The 18,317-nt window shown below is 52.9% G+C and carries 14 protein-coding genes; 10 read left to right on the forward strand and 4 right to left on the reverse strand.

What is annotated here, in order from left to right:
- Positions 1 to 22 precede the first annotated feature (22 nt).
- Together EA58_RS09065 and EA58_RS09070 are read left to right on the forward strand one after the other, a co-directional pair.
- Positions 23 to 1,546 (forward strand): MFS transporter, encoded by a 1,524-nt coding sequence (locus tag EA58_RS09065; protein WP_036751569.1) that lies wholly within the window; start codon positions 23 to 25, stop codon positions 1,544 to 1,546.
- 263 nt (positions 1,547 to 1,809) lie between these two features.
- Positions 1,810 to 3,366: an AbgT family transporter gene (locus EA58_RS09070; protein WP_051641974.1), complete on the forward strand. Its 1,557-nt coding sequence runs from the start codon at positions 1,810 to 1,812 to the stop codon at positions 3,364 to 3,366.
- A 75-nt stretch (positions 3,367 to 3,441) separates the two neighbouring features.
- On the opposite strand, the gene fghA is transcribed toward EA58_RS09070, so the two are convergent.
- Both fghA and EA58_RS09080 read right to left on the reverse strand, forming a co-directional pair.
- Entirely contained in the window at positions 3,442 to 4,290 is an 849-nt protein-coding gene (gene fghA / locus EA58_RS09075; RefSeq protein ID WP_036751571.1) for an S-formylglutathione hydrolase, read from the reverse strand.
- Positions 4,291 to 4,304: 14 nt separating this feature from the next.
- Positions 4,305 to 5,423 (reverse strand): S-(hydroxymethyl)glutathione dehydrogenase/class III alcohol dehydrogenase, encoded by a 1,119-nt coding sequence (locus EA58_RS09080; RefSeq protein ID WP_036751573.1) that lies wholly within the window; start codon positions 5,421 to 5,423, stop codon positions 4,305 to 4,307.
- A gap of 177 nt (positions 5,424 to 5,600) precedes the next feature.
- Between EA58_RS09080 and tadA the strand changes: the two genes are divergently transcribed.
- The gene (tadA, locus tag EA58_RS09085) at positions 5,601 to 6,128 is read left to right on the forward strand and encodes a tRNA adenosine(34) deaminase TadA (protein WP_036751637.1); all 528 of its coding nucleotides are present in this window, start codon (positions 5,601 to 5,603) and stop codon (positions 6,126 to 6,128) included.
- Positions 6,129 to 6,165: 37 nt separating this feature from the next.
- On the opposite strand, the gene mltF is transcribed toward tadA, so the two are convergent.
- The gene (gene mltF / locus EA58_RS09090) at positions 6,166 to 7,656 is read right to left on the reverse strand and encodes a membrane-bound lytic murein transglycosylase MltF (RefSeq protein ID WP_051641975.1); all 1,491 of its coding nucleotides are present in this window, start codon (positions 7,654 to 7,656) and stop codon (positions 6,166 to 6,168) included.
- Positions 7,657 to 8,054: 398 nt separating this feature from the next.
- Here mltF and purL point away from each other — a divergent pair, with 398 nt between their 5' ends.
- The 3 genes from purL to EA58_RS09105 all read left to right on the forward strand — a co-directional run bounded on the left by purL (position 8,055) and on the right by EA58_RS09105 (position 13,594).
- A complete protein-coding gene (purL, locus tag EA58_RS09095) occupies positions 8,055 to 11,960 on the forward strand; it encodes a phosphoribosylformylglycinamidine synthase (protein ID WP_036751575.1) in 3,906 nt (1,301 codons plus the stop codon).
- Between the two features lie 243 nt (positions 11,961 to 12,203).
- The gene (gene glnB, locus EA58_RS09100; RefSeq protein WP_036751576.1) at positions 12,204 to 12,542 is read left to right on the forward strand and encodes a nitrogen regulatory protein P-II; all 339 of its coding nucleotides are present in this window, start codon (positions 12,204 to 12,206) and stop codon (positions 12,540 to 12,542) included.
- A 260-nt stretch (positions 12,543 to 12,802) separates the two neighbouring features.
- A complete protein-coding gene (locus tag EA58_RS09105) occupies positions 12,803 to 13,594 on the forward strand; it encodes a hypothetical protein (RefSeq protein ID WP_036751578.1) in 792 nt (263 codons plus the stop codon).
- Between the two features lie 28 nt (positions 13,595 to 13,622).
- On the opposite strand, the gene EA58_RS09110 is transcribed toward EA58_RS09105, so the two are convergent.
- Positions 13,623 to 14,252 carry a YitT family protein gene (locus tag EA58_RS09110; RefSeq protein ID WP_036751580.1) on the reverse strand — a complete coding sequence of 210 codons (630 nt, stop codon included), beginning with the start codon at positions 14,250 to 14,252 and terminating at the stop codon, positions 13,623 to 13,625.
- A gap of 499 nt (positions 14,253 to 14,751) precedes the next feature.
- Between EA58_RS09110 and glyA the strand changes: the two genes are divergently transcribed.
- From glyA to EA58_RS09130, 4 genes are all read left to right on the forward strand, one after another.
- The gene (gene glyA, locus EA58_RS09115) at positions 14,752 to 16,002 is read left to right on the forward strand and encodes a serine hydroxymethyltransferase (RefSeq protein WP_036751582.1); all 1,251 of its coding nucleotides are present in this window, start codon (positions 14,752 to 14,754) and stop codon (positions 16,000 to 16,002) included.
- A 149-nt stretch (positions 16,003 to 16,151) separates the two neighbouring features.
- Complete coding sequence (nrdR, locus tag EA58_RS09120; RefSeq protein WP_036751583.1) at positions 16,152 to 16,601, forward strand: transcriptional regulator NrdR; 450 nt, start codon at positions 16,152 to 16,154, stop codon at positions 16,599 to 16,601.
- Between the two features lie 6 nt (positions 16,602 to 16,607).
- The gene (gene ribD, locus EA58_RS09125; RefSeq protein ID WP_036751585.1) at positions 16,608 to 17,732 is read left to right on the forward strand and encodes a bifunctional diaminohydroxyphosphoribosylaminopyrimidine deaminase/5-amino-6-(5-phosphoribosylamino)uracil reductase RibD; all 1,125 of its coding nucleotides are present in this window, start codon (positions 16,608 to 16,610) and stop codon (positions 17,730 to 17,732) included.
- A 17-nt stretch (positions 17,733 to 17,749) separates the two neighbouring features.
- Positions 17,750 to 18,317, forward strand: a 568-nt coding sequence (locus tag EA58_RS09130; protein WP_036751587.1) for a riboflavin synthase, incomplete at its 3' end; no start/stop codon positions are given.

Consider the following 18,317-nt stretch of genomic DNA (forward strand, 5'->3'; position numbering starts at 1 on the left):
ATATCTTTTCTCGGTGGTTCCGATGCAGAAATACCGTATTCATGCTTTAGTCGCAGCAGCTTATCTTGGGACTTTTCTCTCGACCCTGGATATCAGTATCGTCAATGTTGCACTTCCAACACTTCAGTCAGCATTGCAGACCGACTTAGCGGGCTTACAGTGGGTCGTGAACATCTATGCGATTGCTCTGTCTGCCGTAATGCTGTCGGCAGGGCCACTCGGTGATCGGTATGGCCACAAACGGGTGTGGTTAGGCAGTGTGCTGTTGTTCGTGGTTGGCTCGTTGATCTGTGCAGTGGCTGGCCGGTTAGAAACGCTTTTATGGGGGCGAGGGATTCAAGGGATTGCCGGTGCATTGCTGATCCCCGGGGCGATGCCGATTCTGACGCTCGCATTTTCTGAACCCCATCAACGGGCGCGTGCGATTGGTGGCTGGTCGGCCTTTAGCGCGCTGGCACTGATTTCCGGCCCCTTGGTTGGTGGACTGCTGGTCGAACAATATGGTTGGGAGAGTGTTTTTCTTGTCAACGTGCCTTTTGGAATTCTAGCGCTGCTGCTCGGAGCATGGGGGATTTCTGAACGTAAGCATCCTGAACAGGCAGCATTTGATCCGCTGGGGCAGGTGCTCAGTATGTTGTGGCTCGGCATGCTGAGTTATAGCCTGATCAAAATAGGTGATCAGGGGGCAATGTTTGACGAAGTTCTGGTGCCGCTGAGTCTTGCAGCGGTGGGGTTATGCGCTTTTATCTGGGTTGAGTGTCGCGTCCGACGCCCGCTATTGCCCCTTGTTCTGTTTCGTTATCGTGCTTTGGCACTTGCTAATGTTGCGTCGTTTGTACTGGGATTTGCCAGCTATAGCAGTTTGTTTTTCCTATCCATTTTTCTGCAGCAGGTGCAAGGAAACACACCCGCGCAGACGGGGTGGAAATTGATGCCGCAATTTGCAGTGATGGCGGTGACCTCCTTGTTATTTGGGCGTCTTGCAGCCCGTTTTTCTCTTCAGTTTCTGATGGTTTCAGGGTATGCACTCATCGGGGTCGCTCTGTGCAGCATGGCGACTTTCACGCCGGTCACTACGGATGGTGTGATTGTGGCTGTTTTTGTGGTTTTGGGATTGGGCGCTGGTTTGTCGGTACCGGCGACCGGCATGATGGTGATGGGCGGAACACCACCTGAATATTCAGGCATTGCTTCAGCCACCATGAATGCCTTGCGCCAGACCGGGATGACACTGGGCATCGCCTTTTTAGGGAGCATCATGAGTCTTTGTGCGGTTCATCAATTAACGCTTGCAGGGAAAGAGGCTGGATTCGCCAACGCTGCCACAATGGCTCAGCGTGCAGTGACAGATAACATCTTCCCGGGGCAATCAAACGGGCTGTTTGAACGATATAGTTCACTCTATCAATCTGCGATGGCAGACAGCTTTGGGCTTGTGATGCTTGGTGCAGGCACCCTGTGTCTGATCGTTTCAGGTTTACTGCTTGTATTTGGAGCCAAAGGTGCGATATCGACACCAGAGGCAATACCTGAAAATCAGCAATAAAGTCGAATATTCAAGTTTTTTCATATTTATTGAAAAGGTGTTTTTTTGTCACTTGTTTGTGTATCGGGGGACGGCCTGAGATGATGCAATTGGTGACCTTGGTTAACCATCTTTTAATGGATTGTTAATTGGATAATTATTCTGTAAGTAATAATTAATCTGGTTTCTATCACTAATAAATGCACTCATATTAGTTTTACTGAATTATGACAATCGAGTACTCTCCAGCTTTCTACTCATTCAATTCATAAGGAAGTACAACTATGAGTGAGACCCTGAACCCGGCGAAGCATTCGCGGGGCATGATTAAGTTCATTGAACGCGCGGGACAAAAAATTCCGGATCCGGTTGTGATCTTCATGTTTCTTTTCGCCTTCATTCTGGTGCTGACGAGCCTGATTGGTGGCATGCAGTTTGAAGTCATGGGCGCGGACGGTGGTAGTGTGACCCATACCATTAAGAGCATGACAGACACAGAACATGTCCGTTGGCTGTTCGACAATGCCCTGTTGCAGAACTGGCTGGCATTCGGCCGTGGTGTGCTGGGGGTGATTCTGATCGTGATGCTGGCCGTGGGTATTGCGGAGCATTCTGGTCTGTTGTCAGCGCTGATCAAGAAAGTCGGCTTGCGTATCAGTGACCGCTGGTTGCCTTACATGGTTGTTTTTCTGGGAATCATGTCTTCGATTGCCAGTGATGCAGGTTATCTGGTGCTGATTCCGCTGGCAGGTTTGTTGTATGCCGGTTTGGGTAAAAACCCATTGATCGGGATGGCTGCGGCTTTTGCCGGTGTTTCTGCCGGTTTTAGTGCGAACCTGATCCCGGCGACACCTTCTGATGTGATTCTGGGGGGGAATGCCCGTATTTTTGCGGAAGCACAGGGTGTGCCGTTTACAACAGCCAGCGGTAAGCCACTGAACCCGGCCACCATGCATTATTACTTCATTTTTGTCTCGACCATTATTCTGACTGTCGTTGGCGGCTGGATCACCAACCGTTTTATTGCCCCGCGTTTGTCTGCTATGGACTACCAGCTGCCGGATGATCTGAAACTGGATGATTTTCAGTTGACGGCTCGTGAGCAACAGGGCCTGCTCGCGGCGGGTTTTGGTCTGCTGGCCGCCCTGTTGGGGGTTTACCTGCTGGCAACGGGTCCACTGGCACCTTATACCAATGCAGTTGGCCGCGAAGTCACGCCATATCTGGATAACGTGATTTTGCTGATCTCCTTCGTGTTTGTCGTGGTCGGTCTTTGCTATGGCATTACCACACGGAAGTTTAAATCGCTGCAAGATGTCGTGACAGCGATGGTGAAACAGATGAACACCATGGGGTATATCCTGGTGCTGACTTTCTTCTGTTACAACTTCCTGGCGATGCTGAGTTATTCTGGCCTGGGCACTTATGTCACTTATCTGGGGGCGACTTTCCTGAGTTCTCTTGGGTTGCAGTCGTTCCCGATCGCGTTGATTATTGGTTTCATTCTGACCACTGCCTTTATTAACCTGTTCGTCGGTGGGATGACGTCGAAGTGGATGCTGCTGGGGCCGATCTTCGTGCCAATGCTGTATCAGGTGAACCCGAATATGACGCCGGATATGGTGACGGCAGCATTCCGTGTCGCAGATTCTTCCACCAATATCATTACGCCTATGATGACTTATGCCGGTGTTATTCTGGCCTTCATGCGGAAGTACAAGCCGGAACTGAAGTTTGGCGATGTGATCAGCATGATGGTGCCTTACTCTGCCGCCTTCCTGGTATTGTGGTCGGCGTTGCTGGTGATCTTCTTTGCCTTTGGCTTGCCTCTGGGTTTCTAAAGACGACTCCATTATCACGCCATTGAATCTGACGCCCGGCATGATGCCGGGCGTTTTTCGATTCAGCTGCTGGATTCAGGCGCTGAAATACTGGGCATGAAATCGCAGGTGGTCTTCAATGAAACTGGCGATGAAGTAATAGCTGTGATCATAATCGGGCTGCATGCGCAGGCTGATTGGGTACTTTGCCTGTTCGGCGGCTTTCAGCAGTGCGCCGGGTTTGAGCTGTTCACTGAGATACTCGTCGGCTGTGCCCTGATCAACCAGCACCGGCAGATGGGGCGTACTCAGGGCCAGCAGCTCGCAGGCATCATACTGTTGCCAGACGACGCCATCATCCGGGCCAAGATAATTTGAAAAAGCTTTTCGGCCCCAAGGGCTGTCTGTCGGATGGCTGATAGGGCTGAAGGCAGACACAGAGCTGTATCGTAATGGATTGCGCAGCGCAATGACCAGCGCACCGTGCCCCCCCATGGAGTGTCCGGCAATTGCTCGTTGCTGCGTGACCGGAAACTGTGCTTCGATCAGCGTTGGTAACTCATCGACAACATAGTCATACATCTGATAGTGGCGGTGCCAGGGCGGCTCGGTTGCATTCACATAAAATCCGGCTCCGAGACCAAGATCATACGCCAGATTGGGATCATCCGGCACATCATCACCACGCGGGCTGGTATCCGGGGCGACAATGGCAATGCCCAGTTCGGCAGCAATCCGATGTGCACCGGCTTTCTGCATGAAGTTTTCATCGGTGCAGGTCAGGCCGGACAACCAGTACAGCACAGGCACCTGTTCTCCCTCTTCGGTCTGTGGCGGCAGATAAATGGCAAAGCGCATCGTACAGTGCAGATCGTCTGACGTATGCCGCCACTGCTGGTGCCAGCCGCCAAAGCTTTTGTTGTTGCTGATCAGTTCGCTCTTCATGCCATCCTCACAACTCAGAAGTGAATGACGGAACGGATACTCTTTCCCTGATGCATCAATTCAAACGCCTGGTTGATATCTTCCAGCGGCATGGTGTGTGTGATGAAATCATGCAGCTGGAATTCCCGGTTCAGATATCGCTCGACGAGATCGGGTAACTGTGTCCGGCCTTTTACGCCACCAAAGGCTGTTCCGCGCCAGACCCGGCCGGTGACCAACTGGAAGGGGCGAGTTGATATTTCCTGTCCGGCGCCGGCGACCCCGATAATGACTGATTCGCCCCAGCCTTTATGGCAACACTCCAGCGCGGAACGCATCACCTTGACATTGCCGATGCACTCAAACGAGAAATCGACCCCGCCATCGGTCATGTCAATGATCACGTCCTGAATGGGCTTGTCGTTTTCGTTGGGGTTGATGCAGTCTGTCGCGCCGAATTTTTTGGCCAGCGCAAACTTATGGTCGTTCACATCGATCCCAATGATGCGTGAAGCGCCAGCCATGGTTGCGCCGAGAATGACAGATAATCCAATACCACCAAGGCCGAAGACAGCGACGGTATCGCCCGGATGCACTTTAGCAGTATTGAGCACGGCACCCATGCCTGTGGTGACGCCGCAGCCCAACAGACAGATTTCTTCCAGCGGTGCCGCCGGATTGACTTTGGCCAGTGAAATTTCCGGCAGCACGGTGTATTCAGAGAAAGTGGAGCAGCCCATGTAATGGAAAATGGGCTCGCCGTTGAGCGAAAATCGAGTGGTGCCGTCTGGCATTAACCCTTTGCCCTGAGTTTCACGAATTTTCTGGCAGAGGTTGGTTTTGCCGGAAAGGCAAAACTGACATTCACCGCATTCCGGTGTATAGAGGGGGATGACATGGTCTCCAACCTGAACAGTGGTGACGCCTGGTCCAACTTTTTCAACAATCCCTCCGCCTTCGTGACCGAGAATCGCTGGGAAAATGCCTTCCGGATCTTCTCCGGACAGTGTAAAGGCGTCGGTATGGCATACACCTGATGCCACAATGCGGACCAGTACTTCCCCCGCTTTGGGTAGTTCGACATCAACGTCTTCGATGGTCAGTGGCTGGTTGGGTCCCCAGGCGACAGCCGCCCGGGATTTGATGGTGTCCATGGCAGGATCTCTTGTGATTGTCATGATTCATATAAAGTAGGTGAGAATTGCCCGTTGTGCCTAATGCGTGTCAGGGGGCGGCGAGGGATTCTGGTGAGGGATTCAGGCGTGGTGCTGGTGGGTGTGAGGCGCTTCGCTTATAATCCTTCGCCCCGAGAGCGACAGCAGAGAACCAAAGTGAGCGACACAATCAGTCAGGACGAATTTTTCATGCAGCGTGCCATTGAGCTGGCGGGCAGAGCAGAAGCCGAAGGGGAAGTACCGGTTGGTGCCGTTGCGGTCCTTCATGGTGAAGTCATTGGTGAAGGCTGGAACCGTTCGATCGGTCAGCATGATGCCACGGCACACGCTGAGATCATGGCGTTACGTCAGGCTGGCCAAGTGCTTGCAAATTATCGTCTGCTGGACGTGGTGCTCTATGTCACCTTGGAACCTTGTCCGATGTGTGCCGCAGCGATGGTGCACAGCCGGATTGGCCGGGTGGTGTATGGCGCACCGGATCCGAAAACCGGCGCGGCAGGGAGTGTGATGAACCTGCTCAGTTATACCGGAGTGAACCATCATGTGGCGTTTCAGGGGGGGATGCTGGAAGCGGCATGTCGGCAGCAATTACAGGCATTTTTTAAGCGGCGTCGTGATGAAAAAAAAGCGCTGAAACAAGCTGCCCGGCAGGCAGCACAATTGGGAAATGATTCGGAGCAATAAACACCGAGTGACCTGACAGCCACCCGGTGAGGATTGATCAGCGGCTCACATGCTTGTTGGCCTTGGTGTTTTCCAGGACGGCTTCCATTGCATTCTCGGCTGCCTGCTCAGCCAGGGGCTTTCCGTTTTCCCCTGTTTCAACTGGCGTAATGGTCTGCCAGTCATCCACCAGTCTGATCCCTTCACTATTCAAAGGCTGACTATGTGCTTGTTCATAACCGATGATGCTTTGATAGTAACGACGGATGTTTTCCACATAGAGCAGTGCTTCATCACCACGGGCGTAACCGTAGCGGGTCTGGCGATAGTACTTCTGTTGACGCAGTAACGGCAGTCGCTGTTTGACATCACTCCAGGCATCCGGATTGCCCCCTTGCTGTTTGGTCAGACGCCGGGCATCCAGCATGTGGCCATGGCCGACATTGTATGACGCCAGCGCGAACCAGACTTTTTCGTGTGGTTCAATGCTGTCCGGGACTCGGGCGACCATTCTTCTCAGATATTCTGTGCCTCCCCGAATACTTTGCTCCGGATCCAGACGGTTCTGGACGCCGACTGATTTAGCTGTGGGCAAGGTTAGCATCATCATGCCACGCACGCCGGTTGGCGAAACGGCTCTCGGGTTCCAGTGAGATTCCTGATAAGACAGTGCAGCCAGCAGACGCCAGTCAAACTCATCGGCGTATTTTTTGAAGAGACCTTCCCAGCGGGGGAGTTTGCTTTCGAGCGCACGCAAGAAAGCCCGGGTATCCACATAGTCAAACTTATCGACATGGCCGAAATATTTCTCTTCCAGTTTTGCCAGTTCGCCGGTTTGTTTGAGTTCACCGAAAAATTCAATCAGCAAGGCATAGAGGCTGTCGTCGTTGCTCGGGTTCAGGAACCAGCCAATTGGCTGGTCGTCGGTCAGTTCTAAAGCAACAGCGATATCCGGGTGAATTCGCTGGCTGAGTGCCACATCCACTGAATCGGCAACGGTATAATCCAGTTCGCCCACGGCGACCTGTCTGAGCAGCTCTTCGCTGTCGACTTCATCAACGGCATGCCAGGTCAGGGCCGGATGATCTTTTTTGAGTTCCAGCAGATTTTTTTCATGGCTGGAGTCTCGCACGACGGTCAGCTGGCCTTTATTCTGGGCTAAATCGTCCACATCTCGCGGACGCCATTTGCCTTTCTTATAAACCAGAATCTGACTGGCATAGTAATAAGCCGGTGCCGCACGAAAAGAGCGGATACGTTCCGGTGTCATGGTCAGTCCTGCGGCAAGCAGGTCAACATCGTTGCGTGTCAGGGCTGGGAACAGACCTGAAAGCGAGAAGACAGGTTGCATTTCCAGTTTGACGCCCAGCTTATCGGCGAAACGCTGGGCAAGGTCGTAGTCCAGCCCGGTCGGGCCGTCCGGACCGATGTAGTAAGAAATCTGATTGTTGAGTGTCCCAACACGCAGAACACCACTGTCGCGGATCCGTTCCAACTCTGTGCGGGTGTCATTCTCCCACTGACATCCTGATAATACTAAGCTTGTCAATAAGATAGCGATCAGGTGCCGCAGTCTGGCGGAAAAAGTTAACCGTCTCAATAATTCATGCTCATCTGTCTGTTTAGGGGTCCTTTATACCAAAGGTCGCATTCCGGGCAAAGCTGCCCCCGGTTTGATCTTATCTGGCGGCTGAATAATAGGTGAAAATTTGCCCATTTTTGGGTGGGTGGTCAAAGATCGCTGCGGATTCGCGGTGGATTGAAAAAAAATCACGCAAACGGTTGCGTCAGGTGTTACGTCACACTCGCTTTTCCCGTATACTACCGCCGTTCCTCTGAACCCAAGGAGGAAATCAGCGCTGAACAAGGTGGCATTGACGTGGCTCCCGGGGTGGGGATCAGGCCAATATCACCTTCATTCAATTGCTAATCGAGAGTCGTACGCACATGGAAATTTTGCGTGGTTCACCCGCACTGTCTGAGTTTCGTGTCAATAAACTGCTGGCGCGTTGCCAGGCTTCTGGTCTGCCTGTTACAGGTATCTATGCCGAGTACATGCACTTTGCTGAGCTGGCTGCGCCGCTCGACAGCCAGGCCCAGGAAACCCTGACCAGCCTACTCACCTATGGCCCTACGATTGCCGAGCATGAACCGAGCGGCGCACTGCTGCTGGTTACACCACGTCCTGGCACCATTTCACCATGGTCTTCCAAAGCAACAGATATTGCCCATAACTGTGGTTTGCGACAAATCAAACGTCTTGAGCGCGGTACGGCTTATTATGTCGCGACCTCAGCAGCGCTGAGCGAGGCCCAGCAAACAACGCTGAAAGGTCTGCTGCATGACCGCATGATGGAAGTCGTGTTTGATGATTTCAAACAGGCGGAAGCCTTGTTCCGACACGCTGAACCTGCACCGATGCAGAGTGTGGACATTCTGTCTGGTGGTCGTCAGGCACTGGAAGTGGCTAACCTGTCTCTCGGACTGGCACTGGCTGAAGATGAGATTGATTATCTGGTTGAAAACTTCACCAAACTGGGCCGGAATCCGAACGACATCGAGCTGATGATGTTTGCCCAGGCAAACTCTGAGCACTGCCGCCATAAGATCTTTAACGCAGACTGGACGATTGACGGTGTTGATCAGGAAAAGTCGCTGTTCAAGATGATCAAGAATACCTACGAGCAGCACAGTGACTATGTGTTGTCTGCCTACAAAGACAACGCCGCAGTCATGGTGGGCTCTGAAGTCGGTCGTTTCTTCCCGGATGCAGACAACCGTCAGTATAACTACCATCAGGAAGCGGCACATATCCTGATGAAAGTGGAAACGCACAACCACCCAACGGCAATTTCGCCATGGCCGGGTGCTTCCACCGGTTCCGGTGGTGAAATCCGTGACGAAGGCGCAACGGGCATTGGCGGTAAGCCAAAAGCCGGTCTGGTTGGCTTTACGGTATCGAATCTGCGTGTTCCGGGCTTTGAGCAACCATGGGAAACCGACTTTGGCAAGCCAGGCCGAATCGTGACCGCACTGGATATTATGCTGGAAGGCCCACTGGGCGGCGCGGCATTTAATAACGAATTCGGTCGTCCGAACCTGTTGGGTTACTTCCGGACTTACGAAGAGAAAGTCACGTCTCACAACGGTGAAGAGATCCGCGGCTACCACAAGCCCATCATGATTGCCGGTGGTCTGGGGAATATTCGTGATGAGCACGTCCAGAAGAAAGAAATTCCGGTGGGTGCCAAGCTGATCGTGCTGGGTGGTCCGGCAATGAATATCGGTCTGGGTGGCGGTGCGGCCTCTTCCATGGCTTCCGGTCAGTCGGCCGAAGATCTGGATTTTGCTTCGGTCCAGCGTGAAAACCCGGAAATGGAACGTCGCTGTCAGGAAGTGATCGACCGTTGCTGGCAGTTGGGCGATGATAACCCGATTGCCTTTATCCACGATGTTGGTGCAGGCGGTATTTCGAATGCCCTGCCTGAGCTGGTGAACGATGGTGAACGTGGCGGTAAGTTCCACCTGCGTGATGTGCCAAATGATGAACCGGGCATGAGTCCGCTGGAAATCTGGTGTAACGAATCGCAGGAACGTTATGTGCTGGCGGTTGCACCAGAGCAGATGGCCGTATTTGATGCTATCTGTCAGCGTGAGCGTGCACCGTATGCGGTTGTGGGTGAAGCGACAGAAGCGCGCCATTTGTCGCTGGATGACAGCCACTTCGACAACACGCCGATTGATATGCCGATGGATATTCTGCTGGGTAAACCGCCGAAGATGCATCGTGACGTGAAGTCACAAAAAGCACAGGGCACAGCGATTGACCGCAGTGGCATTGTGCTGGAAGAAGCCACACATCGCGTGCTGCGCCTGCCGGCGGTTGCGGAGAAAACCTTCCTGATCACCATTGGTGACCGTACGGTGACCGGCCTGGTTGCCCGTGACCAGATGGTCGGTCCTTGGCAGGTGCCGGTTGCGAACTGCGCGGTGACGGCAGCAAGCTACGACTCTTACCATGGCGAAGCGATGTCGATGGGTGAGCGGACGCCTGTGGCCCTGCTGGATTTTGCAGCTTCGGCTCGTCTGGCCGTCGGTGAAGCCATTACTAATATTGCCAGTGCCGACATCGGCGATCTGAAGCGAATTAAACTGTCTGCGAACTGGATGTCACCAGCCGGTCACCCGGGTGAAGACGCCGGTCTGTATGAAGCGGTGAAAGCTGTCGGTGAGGAGCTGTGTCCTGCGCTGGGGCTGACGATTCCGGTCGGTAAAGACTCCATGTCGATGAAGACCAAGTGGGAAGAGAACGGCGAAGAGAAAGAAGTAACATCACCGCTGTCACTGGTGATTACCGCTTTTGGTCGCGTAGAAGATGTCCGTAAGACGGTCACACCACAACTGCGAACGGATCAGGGTGAATCCAGTCTGATTCTGATTGACCTTGGGTGTGGTAAGAATCGCCTGGGTGCCACCGCACTGGCCCAAGTGTACAAGCAATTGGGGGATCAGCCTGCGGATGTCGACAGCCCTGAGTTGCTGAAAGGTTTCTTCCATGCCGTACAGAGTCTGCTGCGCGACGGGAAGCTGCTGGCTTACCATGACCGCGGTGACGGTGGTCTGTACGTGACGCTGGCTGAGATGGCTTTTGCCGGTCATGTCGGGGTTGAAGTTGATCTCAATACCACAGATGCAGATGCCTGTGAGGATGTGCTGGCAGCCCTGTTCAACGAAGAACTGGGTGCGGTACTGCAAGTGCGTACTGAAGATCTGGCGCATGTCGAGGGTGAGCTGGCGAAGTTCGGTCTGGAAGCTTGCAGTCATGTGATGGGTACGGTCATCGACGAAGATGTGGTGCGTATCTGGAACGGCAACGATCGGGTGCTGGAACAGAACCGGACAGAACTGCGTACGATCTGGGCGGAAACCACGTACCAGATGCAGGCGATGCGTGATAATCCGGCAGGCGCTCTGCAAGAGTTTGAAGCCAAGAAAGACAGCAACGATCCGGGTCTGAACATCCAACTGAGCTTCGATATTAACGAAGATGTGGCTGCGCCGTTTATTGCGACCGGTGCGCGTCCGAAGATGGCGATTCTGCGTGAGCAGGGGGTGAACTCCCATGTTGAAATGGCAGCAGCTTTTGACCGTGCCGGTTTCGATGCCCGTGACGTTCATATGAGCGATATTTTGTCTGGCCGTGTCGAGCTGGATGGTTTTCACGGTCTGGTCGCCTGTGGTGGTTTCTCATACGGTGACGTGCTGGGCGCAGGTGAAGGCTGGGCGAAGTCCATCCTGTTTAACACTATGGCGCGTGATCAGTTCCAGCGTTTCTTCCATCGTGACAATACATTCGCACTGGGTGTGTGTAATGGCTGTCAGATGATGTCGAACCTGCGTGACCTGATCCCGGGTGCAGACCTGTGGCCGCGTTTCGTCCGGAACGAATCTGAGCGTTTTGAAGCGCGTTTCAGTCTGGTGGAAGTTCAGCAGAGTGACTCGCTGTTCTTCAATGGCATGGCTGGCTCCCGGATGCCGATTGCGGTGTCTCACGGTGAGGGCCGGGTGGAAGTGCGCAATGCGGATCACCTGTCTGCGATTGAGCAATCTGGCACGGTAGCCCTGCGTTATCTGGATAACTACGGCAAGGTGACTCAGAACTATCCGGCCAACCCGAATGGTTCACCAAACGGGATCACCGGTCTGACGACTCAGGATGGCCGTGTAACGATTATGATGCCGCACCCGGAACGTGTTTTCCGTACGGTTGCGAACTCCTGGCATCCGGATGACTGGAATGAGAACAGTCCGTGGATGCGCATGTTCCGCAATGCGCGGGTCAACCTGGGCTAAAACACTGCTGGCCGAGTGCCGGACAGTTGATTCTCAAACCGCTGCCAGGTGCAGCGGTTTTTTATGGGGCGGAGAAATACCAGAAGTGCGCAAATCATGGTTTGGCAGTCAGTGAGTCGTTGAGTTTTCAATGAAAAATCGGTGATAATGGGGGCTTTCCGGTGCCGGTGATTGTGAGCCGAGACTCCGCCCCGGGGCAGCATACCTCAGGGTCAACAGGCCCTCAGCAAAGGATATTGTGAGATGAAAAAAATCGAAGCCATTATTAAGCCATTCAAACTGGATGATGTGCGTGAGGCCCTGGCAGAGGTAGGGATCACGGGGATGACGGTCTCTGAAGTCAAAGGATTCGGCCGTCAGAAAGGCCACACAGAGTTGTACCGCGGTGCAGAATACATGGTCGACTTTCTGCCGAAGGTGAAACTGGAAATCGTCGTGAGCGATGATGTAGCGGAGCAGTGTGTCGATACCATCATTGAGACAGCGCAAACCGGTAAGATCGGAGATGGAAAAATCTTCATGTTTGATATTGAGCGTGTGGTTCGTATCCGGACCGGTGAAGAAGATGAAGACGCGATCTGATTGCGTGTGACTGTGTTCAGATGACGCGCATTTGTTTTCAGTATTGCCTCACAAGATGTGTCTCAATTGCCCTCAGCCTCGCTTTCTTCCGGGGCTGTGTTTCACCAAGTCTCTTTGATTATGAATCAAACTCTAATTGTTGATTTGATGATTTAATATCCAACTTTCCTTGCCGCATTGTTGCCTTAGGCTGTCTTTCGCGCATGAGTCTCTGGCGGAGTAGCCGAGAGCTAATATTCATGTTTGCAAGGAGAGTCATCATGAAGCGTGTATCTCTGTCGACTTATGGCGGCCTTGCCATCTCCGTACTGACAGCTGTGGCAGTGGTGATGGTGGTTGCACCCGTGCTGTCGAATCTGTTTCGTTCGAATCCGGCGAGCTTCCCGTCTGCCGGACTTCCGTTATCCCCCGAGTTTGGGTCATATTGGCAATGGCTGGCTGTTGTCGCTGTGCTTGTTCAGCTGATGAGTCTGAAGCTGCTGACAACGTCTCCCCTTTTAGGGAAAGGTCTGGCCCTGTTTGCAACGATGGTGCTATTTCCGCTGGGACTGATTTTTCTGATGTGTTACTGGGTCGACTGCCATCGCTGGCGGTTACGGCAGTTACAGGAAGTGAAATTTGAACTCAAACCCGAGCACCCTCAGTTTGGTTTTTGCGATGAAGACCCGCTTGCCTTCGGACTGGCCGGGGTCGGGATTCTGATGCTTATTGTCGGGATGCCGCTGGGCGCATTGGCCATTTTGGCGGGTCTGGTGATTTTTGCCCGAAATCTGGCCGGGAAGAAGAAAACGGCGCTGATGGTGACGTCTGAAGCCTTGTATCTTACTCCGAATCCCTGGCTTGGTTGTTACCGGATTCCTTTTTCTCAGATCGCTGCGGTTTCAATGGTGAAAAATCAGCTGAAATTACAGCTTGATTGTGGAGAAGGGAAGCCGCTGATGCTTTCGGTCAATCTCAATGCGTTCGATCGTGACTTACGCCGCCAGGCGAGGGATGTGTTGCTGGAAAAGCTGGCTCATGCCGGTTTGCTGCATGAGCCTGTTGTTGCGTGATGAGCCGACGGTGATTGGTCGCAAGTGATTAGTCGTTGGTGACTGGTGTCGCGGTGGCTTTGCCATCGTGATACCGGCCTGGTTTGTGGTTCATGGCCAGCACCAGGTTCAGCATCACAGCGCCCAGCAGCGACAGCATCAAAATGGTCGGTGTCATCAGGAAGTAAGAACAAATCAGAATGCTGATATCAATGCCCATCTGTAACTTGCCTGCCGAAACCCCTAATTTCTCCTGCAGATAAAGCACCAGCACGTTAAATCCGCCCAGACTGGTGTTATGCCGGAACAGAATCAGCATGCCCAGCCCCATCAGTAAGCCGCCAATCACGGCACAGTAAATCGGATCAAACTGACTAATGGCCACCACATGGTGCAGATTGTCTGTAATGATGGAAACCAGTGCCCCGCAGCAGATACTGGTCAGCGCGAAGCTGCGGTTCATCCGAAACCAGGCCATGATGTAAAACGGAATATTGGCGACAAAGTACAGCTGACCGAAACTGAAATCTGTAAAGTGGGTCATCAGCAGCGCTAAGCCGGTGGTTCCGCCGGTCAGTAAGTTCGCTTGTTGTAAGAAAAAAACGCCTTGTGCGACAATGAATGTGCCAGTCAGAATGGCAATCAGGTTTTCTTTGCGAGAGTGGCCGCGGTGTTTCAATCGATACCTCCAAAAAAATACCCCTCTGATACGGCATGACGTCAGTGCGACGACACAGGAGGGGGAATGCGCGCTATGTTATAGCGTGGCGTGAAAAAATGAATCCTTGTGGCTGAAGGGAAAGAAATACAGTTTGTAATTTAATATTTACGGTTTTGTAAATCATTATTTTCGCATCATGGTTGTGTTCACAGTTTTCTGTGTAATTTTGTTGATGAATATTTACGTAACTTGAATTAAATTCATCTTCTGAATGAGAAAAACGAACAAAAAAGGGGATAAAAAAGCGATTTCAGGGCTATCTGAAAAGGAGGATTTTCGCTAAAATGCCGACTTATCTGCTGGCGCGACGAAAACGTTTGCGTCGACGTGGTGTCTGGGGTTGTGTTTTCCGGACCCATCGGGAAAAATGCTGATGATTTTCCGTTGACCTAAGAGTCTGACCTTGTCAGATACTTAGGTGAGCGAATTTGAGAACTATCTGAGTCAGGAGAGACTGATGCTAAAGCGTGACATGAATATTGCAGATTATGACGCGGAACTGTTTGCGGCCATTCAGGAAGAAACAGCCCGTCAGGAAGAGCACATTGAGCTGATTGCTTCTGAAAACTACACCAGCCCGCGTGTAATGGAAGCCCAGGGATCACAACTGACCAACAAATACGCAGAAGGTTACCCGGGTAAGCGTTACTACGGTGGTTGTGAGTACGTTGATAAAGCTGAGCAGCTGGCGATTGATCGTGCTTGTCAGTTGTTTGGTGCGGAATACGCGAACGTTCAGCCACACTCCGGCTCTCAGGCGAACAGTGCGGTTTACATGGCCCTGCTGAATGCGGGTGATACCGTTCTGGGCATGAGCCTGGCACACGGTGGTCACCTGACCCACGGTTCTCCTGTGAATTTCTCTGGCAAGCTGTATAACATCATTCCTTATGGTATTGATGAAAAAGGCCAGATTGACTACGCAGAAGTGGAAGCACTGGCGCTGGAACACAAGCCGAAAATGATCATCGGCGGTTTCTCTGCTTACTCTCAGATTGTTGACTGGAAGCGCATGCGTGAAATCGCAGACAAAGTGGGCGCGTACTTCTTTGTTGATATGGCGCACGTTGCGGGTCTGGTTGCTGCCGGCGTTTACCCGACGCCAGTGCCGCACGCTCATGTGGTTACCACAACAACGCACAAAACACTGGCTGGCCCGCGTGGTGGTCTGATCCTGTCGAATGCAGGTGAAGAGCTGTACAAGAAACTGAACTCTGCTGTTTTCCCTGGTGGTCAGGGCGGCCCGCTGATGCACGTGATTGCTGCAAAAGCCGTTGCGTTCAAAGAAGCGATGGAGCCTGAGTTCAAAGCTTATCAGCAGCGTGTTGTTGATAACGCCAAAGCGATGGTCGGTCAGTTCCTTGAGCGTGGCTACAAGATCGTTTCCGGCGGTACCGAGAACCATCTGTTCCTGGTTGACCTGATTGATAAGAATATCACAGGTAAAGAAGCGGATGCCGCGCTGGGTGCAGCGAACATTACCGTGAATAAGAACAGCGTACCAAACGATCCTCGCAGTCCGTTCGTGACTTCAGGTATCCGCATCGGTACACCCGCGATCACTCGTCGTGGCTTCACGACGGAAGACGCGAAAGCACTGGCGAACTGGATCTGTGACGTGCTGGACAACATCGAGAACCAGGACGTGATCGATGCAACCAAAGCGAAAGTGCTGGATATCTGCCAGCGTCTGCCAGTTTACGCGTAAACAGGACAGGCTGAATAAAGACCCATTGATGGGTCAGAACTGCGAAACGGCATCCAATGGATGCCGTTTTTGTTGATAAAAATTTAGCTTTGCGCCTCTCAAGCTACGTGATTTGGGTTACACTGAGTCGACGAAATTGAGGAGGCAAGATGCATTGTCCGTTTTGTGGTGCGAATGACACCAAAGTAATCGATTCCCGTCTGGTCGCTGACGGTCATCAGGTACGGCGCCGTCGCCAGTGTCTGGCGTGCAGCGAGCGTTATACCACTTTTGAAACCGCAGAGCTGGTGATGCCGCATGTCATTAAAACCAATGGCAGCCGGGAACCATTCAATGAAGACAAGCTGCGTGGTGGTATTGAGCGTGCCCTGGAAAAACGTCCGGTCAGTGCCGATGACATTGAACGCGCGATCAATACGATCAAATCCCGCTTGCGTGCGACCGGAGAGCGCGAAGTGAAATCCGACATGATCGGCAATCTGGTGATGGATGCGCTGATCGAATTGGATAAAGTCGCCTATATTCGTTTCGCCTCTGTGTACCGTTCGTTTGAAGACATCCGGGAATTTGGTGAAGCGATCGCCAAACTGGAAAAATAAGCCAACATGTTTACACCGACCGATCACGCCATGATGCGTCGTGCCATCAATCTGGCCCGACGTGGCCGTTTCACCACAGCCCCAAACCCGAATGTCGGTTGCGTCATTGTGAAAGACGAGACTGTGATAGGGGAAGGCTTTCATTATCGTGCCGGGCAGCCACACGCCGAAGTCTTCGCACTGCGTGCCGCGGGAGAAAACGCCCGGGGCGCAACCGCTTATGTTACCCTGGAGCCTTGCTCTCACTATGGCAGGACGCCCCCCTGTGCGGAAGCATTGATTGCGGCAGACGTCTCCAGAGTTGTCTGTGCCATGGTTGATCCGAATCCGCAGGTAGCGGGCCGGGGCGTGACGATGCTTCGGGACGCCGGAATTCAGGTCGAAACAGGGTTACTGGAAGCCGATGCCCTTGCACTCAATCCGGGCTTTATCAAACGCATGAAAACGGGTTTGCCATATGTTCAGCTCAAGCTGGCTGCCAGTCTCGATGGTAAAACCGCGTTAGCCAATGGTGCCAGCCAGTGGATTACTGGCCCTGAAGCCAGAGCAGATGTTCAGCGATTTCGTGCACAGTCCGGTGCCATCCTGTCGACCAGCGCAACAGTGCTGGCGGATGACCCGTCACTGAATGTTCGCTGGCAGGAACTGGGCGACCAGACGCAGTCTGACTATCCGCAAGCGGAAGTGCGTCAACCGGTCCGAGTGATTATTGACAGTCAGAATCGTCTTCAGCCCACACAGCGTTTGTTTTCTTTACCGGGGAAAGTACTGCTGGCCCGTGCGCAGGCAGATACGCTTGCTTGGCCGGAACATGTCTCACAACTGGTTGTCCCGGTGCAGGAGAATGGCCTGCTGGATTTGACGGCATTGATGCAGGCACTGGCCCGCCAGGATATCAACCATCTCTGGGTCGAGGCCGGAGCCGGGCTCGCTGGTGCTTTAGTCCGTGAAGGGCTGGTGGATGAATTCATTTTGTATCAGGCCCCGAAACTGATGGGCAGTGACAGCCGCGGTCTGATTGATTTGCATGGGTTGACAGCCATGAAGGACGTTCCGGCACTGGTGTTGAATGATGTCCGCATGGTCGGGCAGGATATTCGTATTCGCGGCTGCATCAAATCATCTGCGTAGCGTTAGGAAGAATTAGAATGTTTACAGGTATTATTGAAGCTGTTGGCACCATTCGGGCGCTGGCAGTCAAGGGACAGGATATTTCCGTCACTGTTGACAGTGGTTCGCTGGATCTGTCTGATGTCAAACTGGGTGACAGTATTGCGACCAACGGTGTTTGTCTGACGGTGGTCGCATTGACCGGAAAAGGTTATGTGGCCGATGTCTCGCTGGAGACCCTGAACCGGACAGCCTTCAAAGATTATCAACCGGGACAGTTGGTGAACCTGGAAAAGGCGATGTTACCGACGACGCGTTTTGGCGGTCATATGGTCTCGGGCCATGTGGATGATGTGGGAGAAATTATTTCCCGCACACAAATCGGTCGTGCCATTGAGTTCTGGGTCAAAGCACCGGATCATCTGGCAAAATACATGGCTGAGAAAGGCTCTGTTAGTATCGATGGGATCAGCCTGACGGTGAATGCGGTGCGTGGGGCTGAATTTAAGCTGACCATAGTGCCCCATACGGCGGGTGAAACGACGATGGACGGGTTTAAACCGGGTCGTCGGGTGAATCTGGAGGTGGATGTGATTTCACGTTATC

Origin of the sequence: Photobacterium galatheae, from assembly GCF_000695255.1 — a bacterium.
Lineage (GTDB): Bacteria > Pseudomonadota > Gammaproteobacteria > Enterobacterales > Vibrionaceae > Photobacterium > Photobacterium galatheae.

Excerpts from the sequence above, each read along its gene's own strand:
- EA58_RS09065 (WP_036751569.1), top strand. The coding sequence starts at position 23 with ATGCAGAAATACCGTATTCATGCTTTAGTCGCAGCAGCTTATCTTGGG.
- EA58_RS09070 (WP_051641974.1), top strand. The coding sequence starts at position 1,810 with ATGAGTGAGACCCTGAACCCGGCGAAGCATTCGCGGGGCATGATTAAG.
- fghA (WP_036751571.1), bottom strand. The coding sequence starts at position 4,290 with ATGAAGAGCGAACTGATCAGCAACAACAAAAGCTTTGGCGGCTGGCAC.
- EA58_RS09080 (WP_036751573.1), bottom strand. The coding sequence starts at position 5,423 with ATGGACACCATCAAATCCCGGGCGGCTGTCGCCTGGGGACCCAACCAG.
- purL (WP_036751575.1), top strand. The coding sequence starts at position 8,055 with ATGGAAATTTTGCGTGGTTCACCCGCACTGTCTGAGTTTCGTGTCAAT.
- glnB (WP_036751576.1), top strand. The coding sequence starts at position 12,204 with ATGAAAAAAATCGAAGCCATTATTAAGCCATTCAAACTGGATGATGTG.
- EA58_RS09105 (WP_036751578.1), top strand. The coding sequence starts at position 12,803 with ATGAAGCGTGTATCTCTGTCGACTTATGGCGGCCTTGCCATCTCCGTA.
- glyA (WP_036751582.1), top strand. The coding sequence starts at position 14,752 with ATGCTAAAGCGTGACATGAATATTGCAGATTATGACGCGGAACTGTTT.
- nrdR (WP_036751583.1), top strand. The coding sequence starts at position 16,152 with ATGCATTGTCCGTTTTGTGGTGCGAATGACACCAAAGTAATCGATTCC.
- ribD (WP_036751585.1), top strand. The coding sequence starts at position 16,608 with ATGTTTACACCGACCGATCACGCCATGATGCGTCGTGCCATCAATCTG.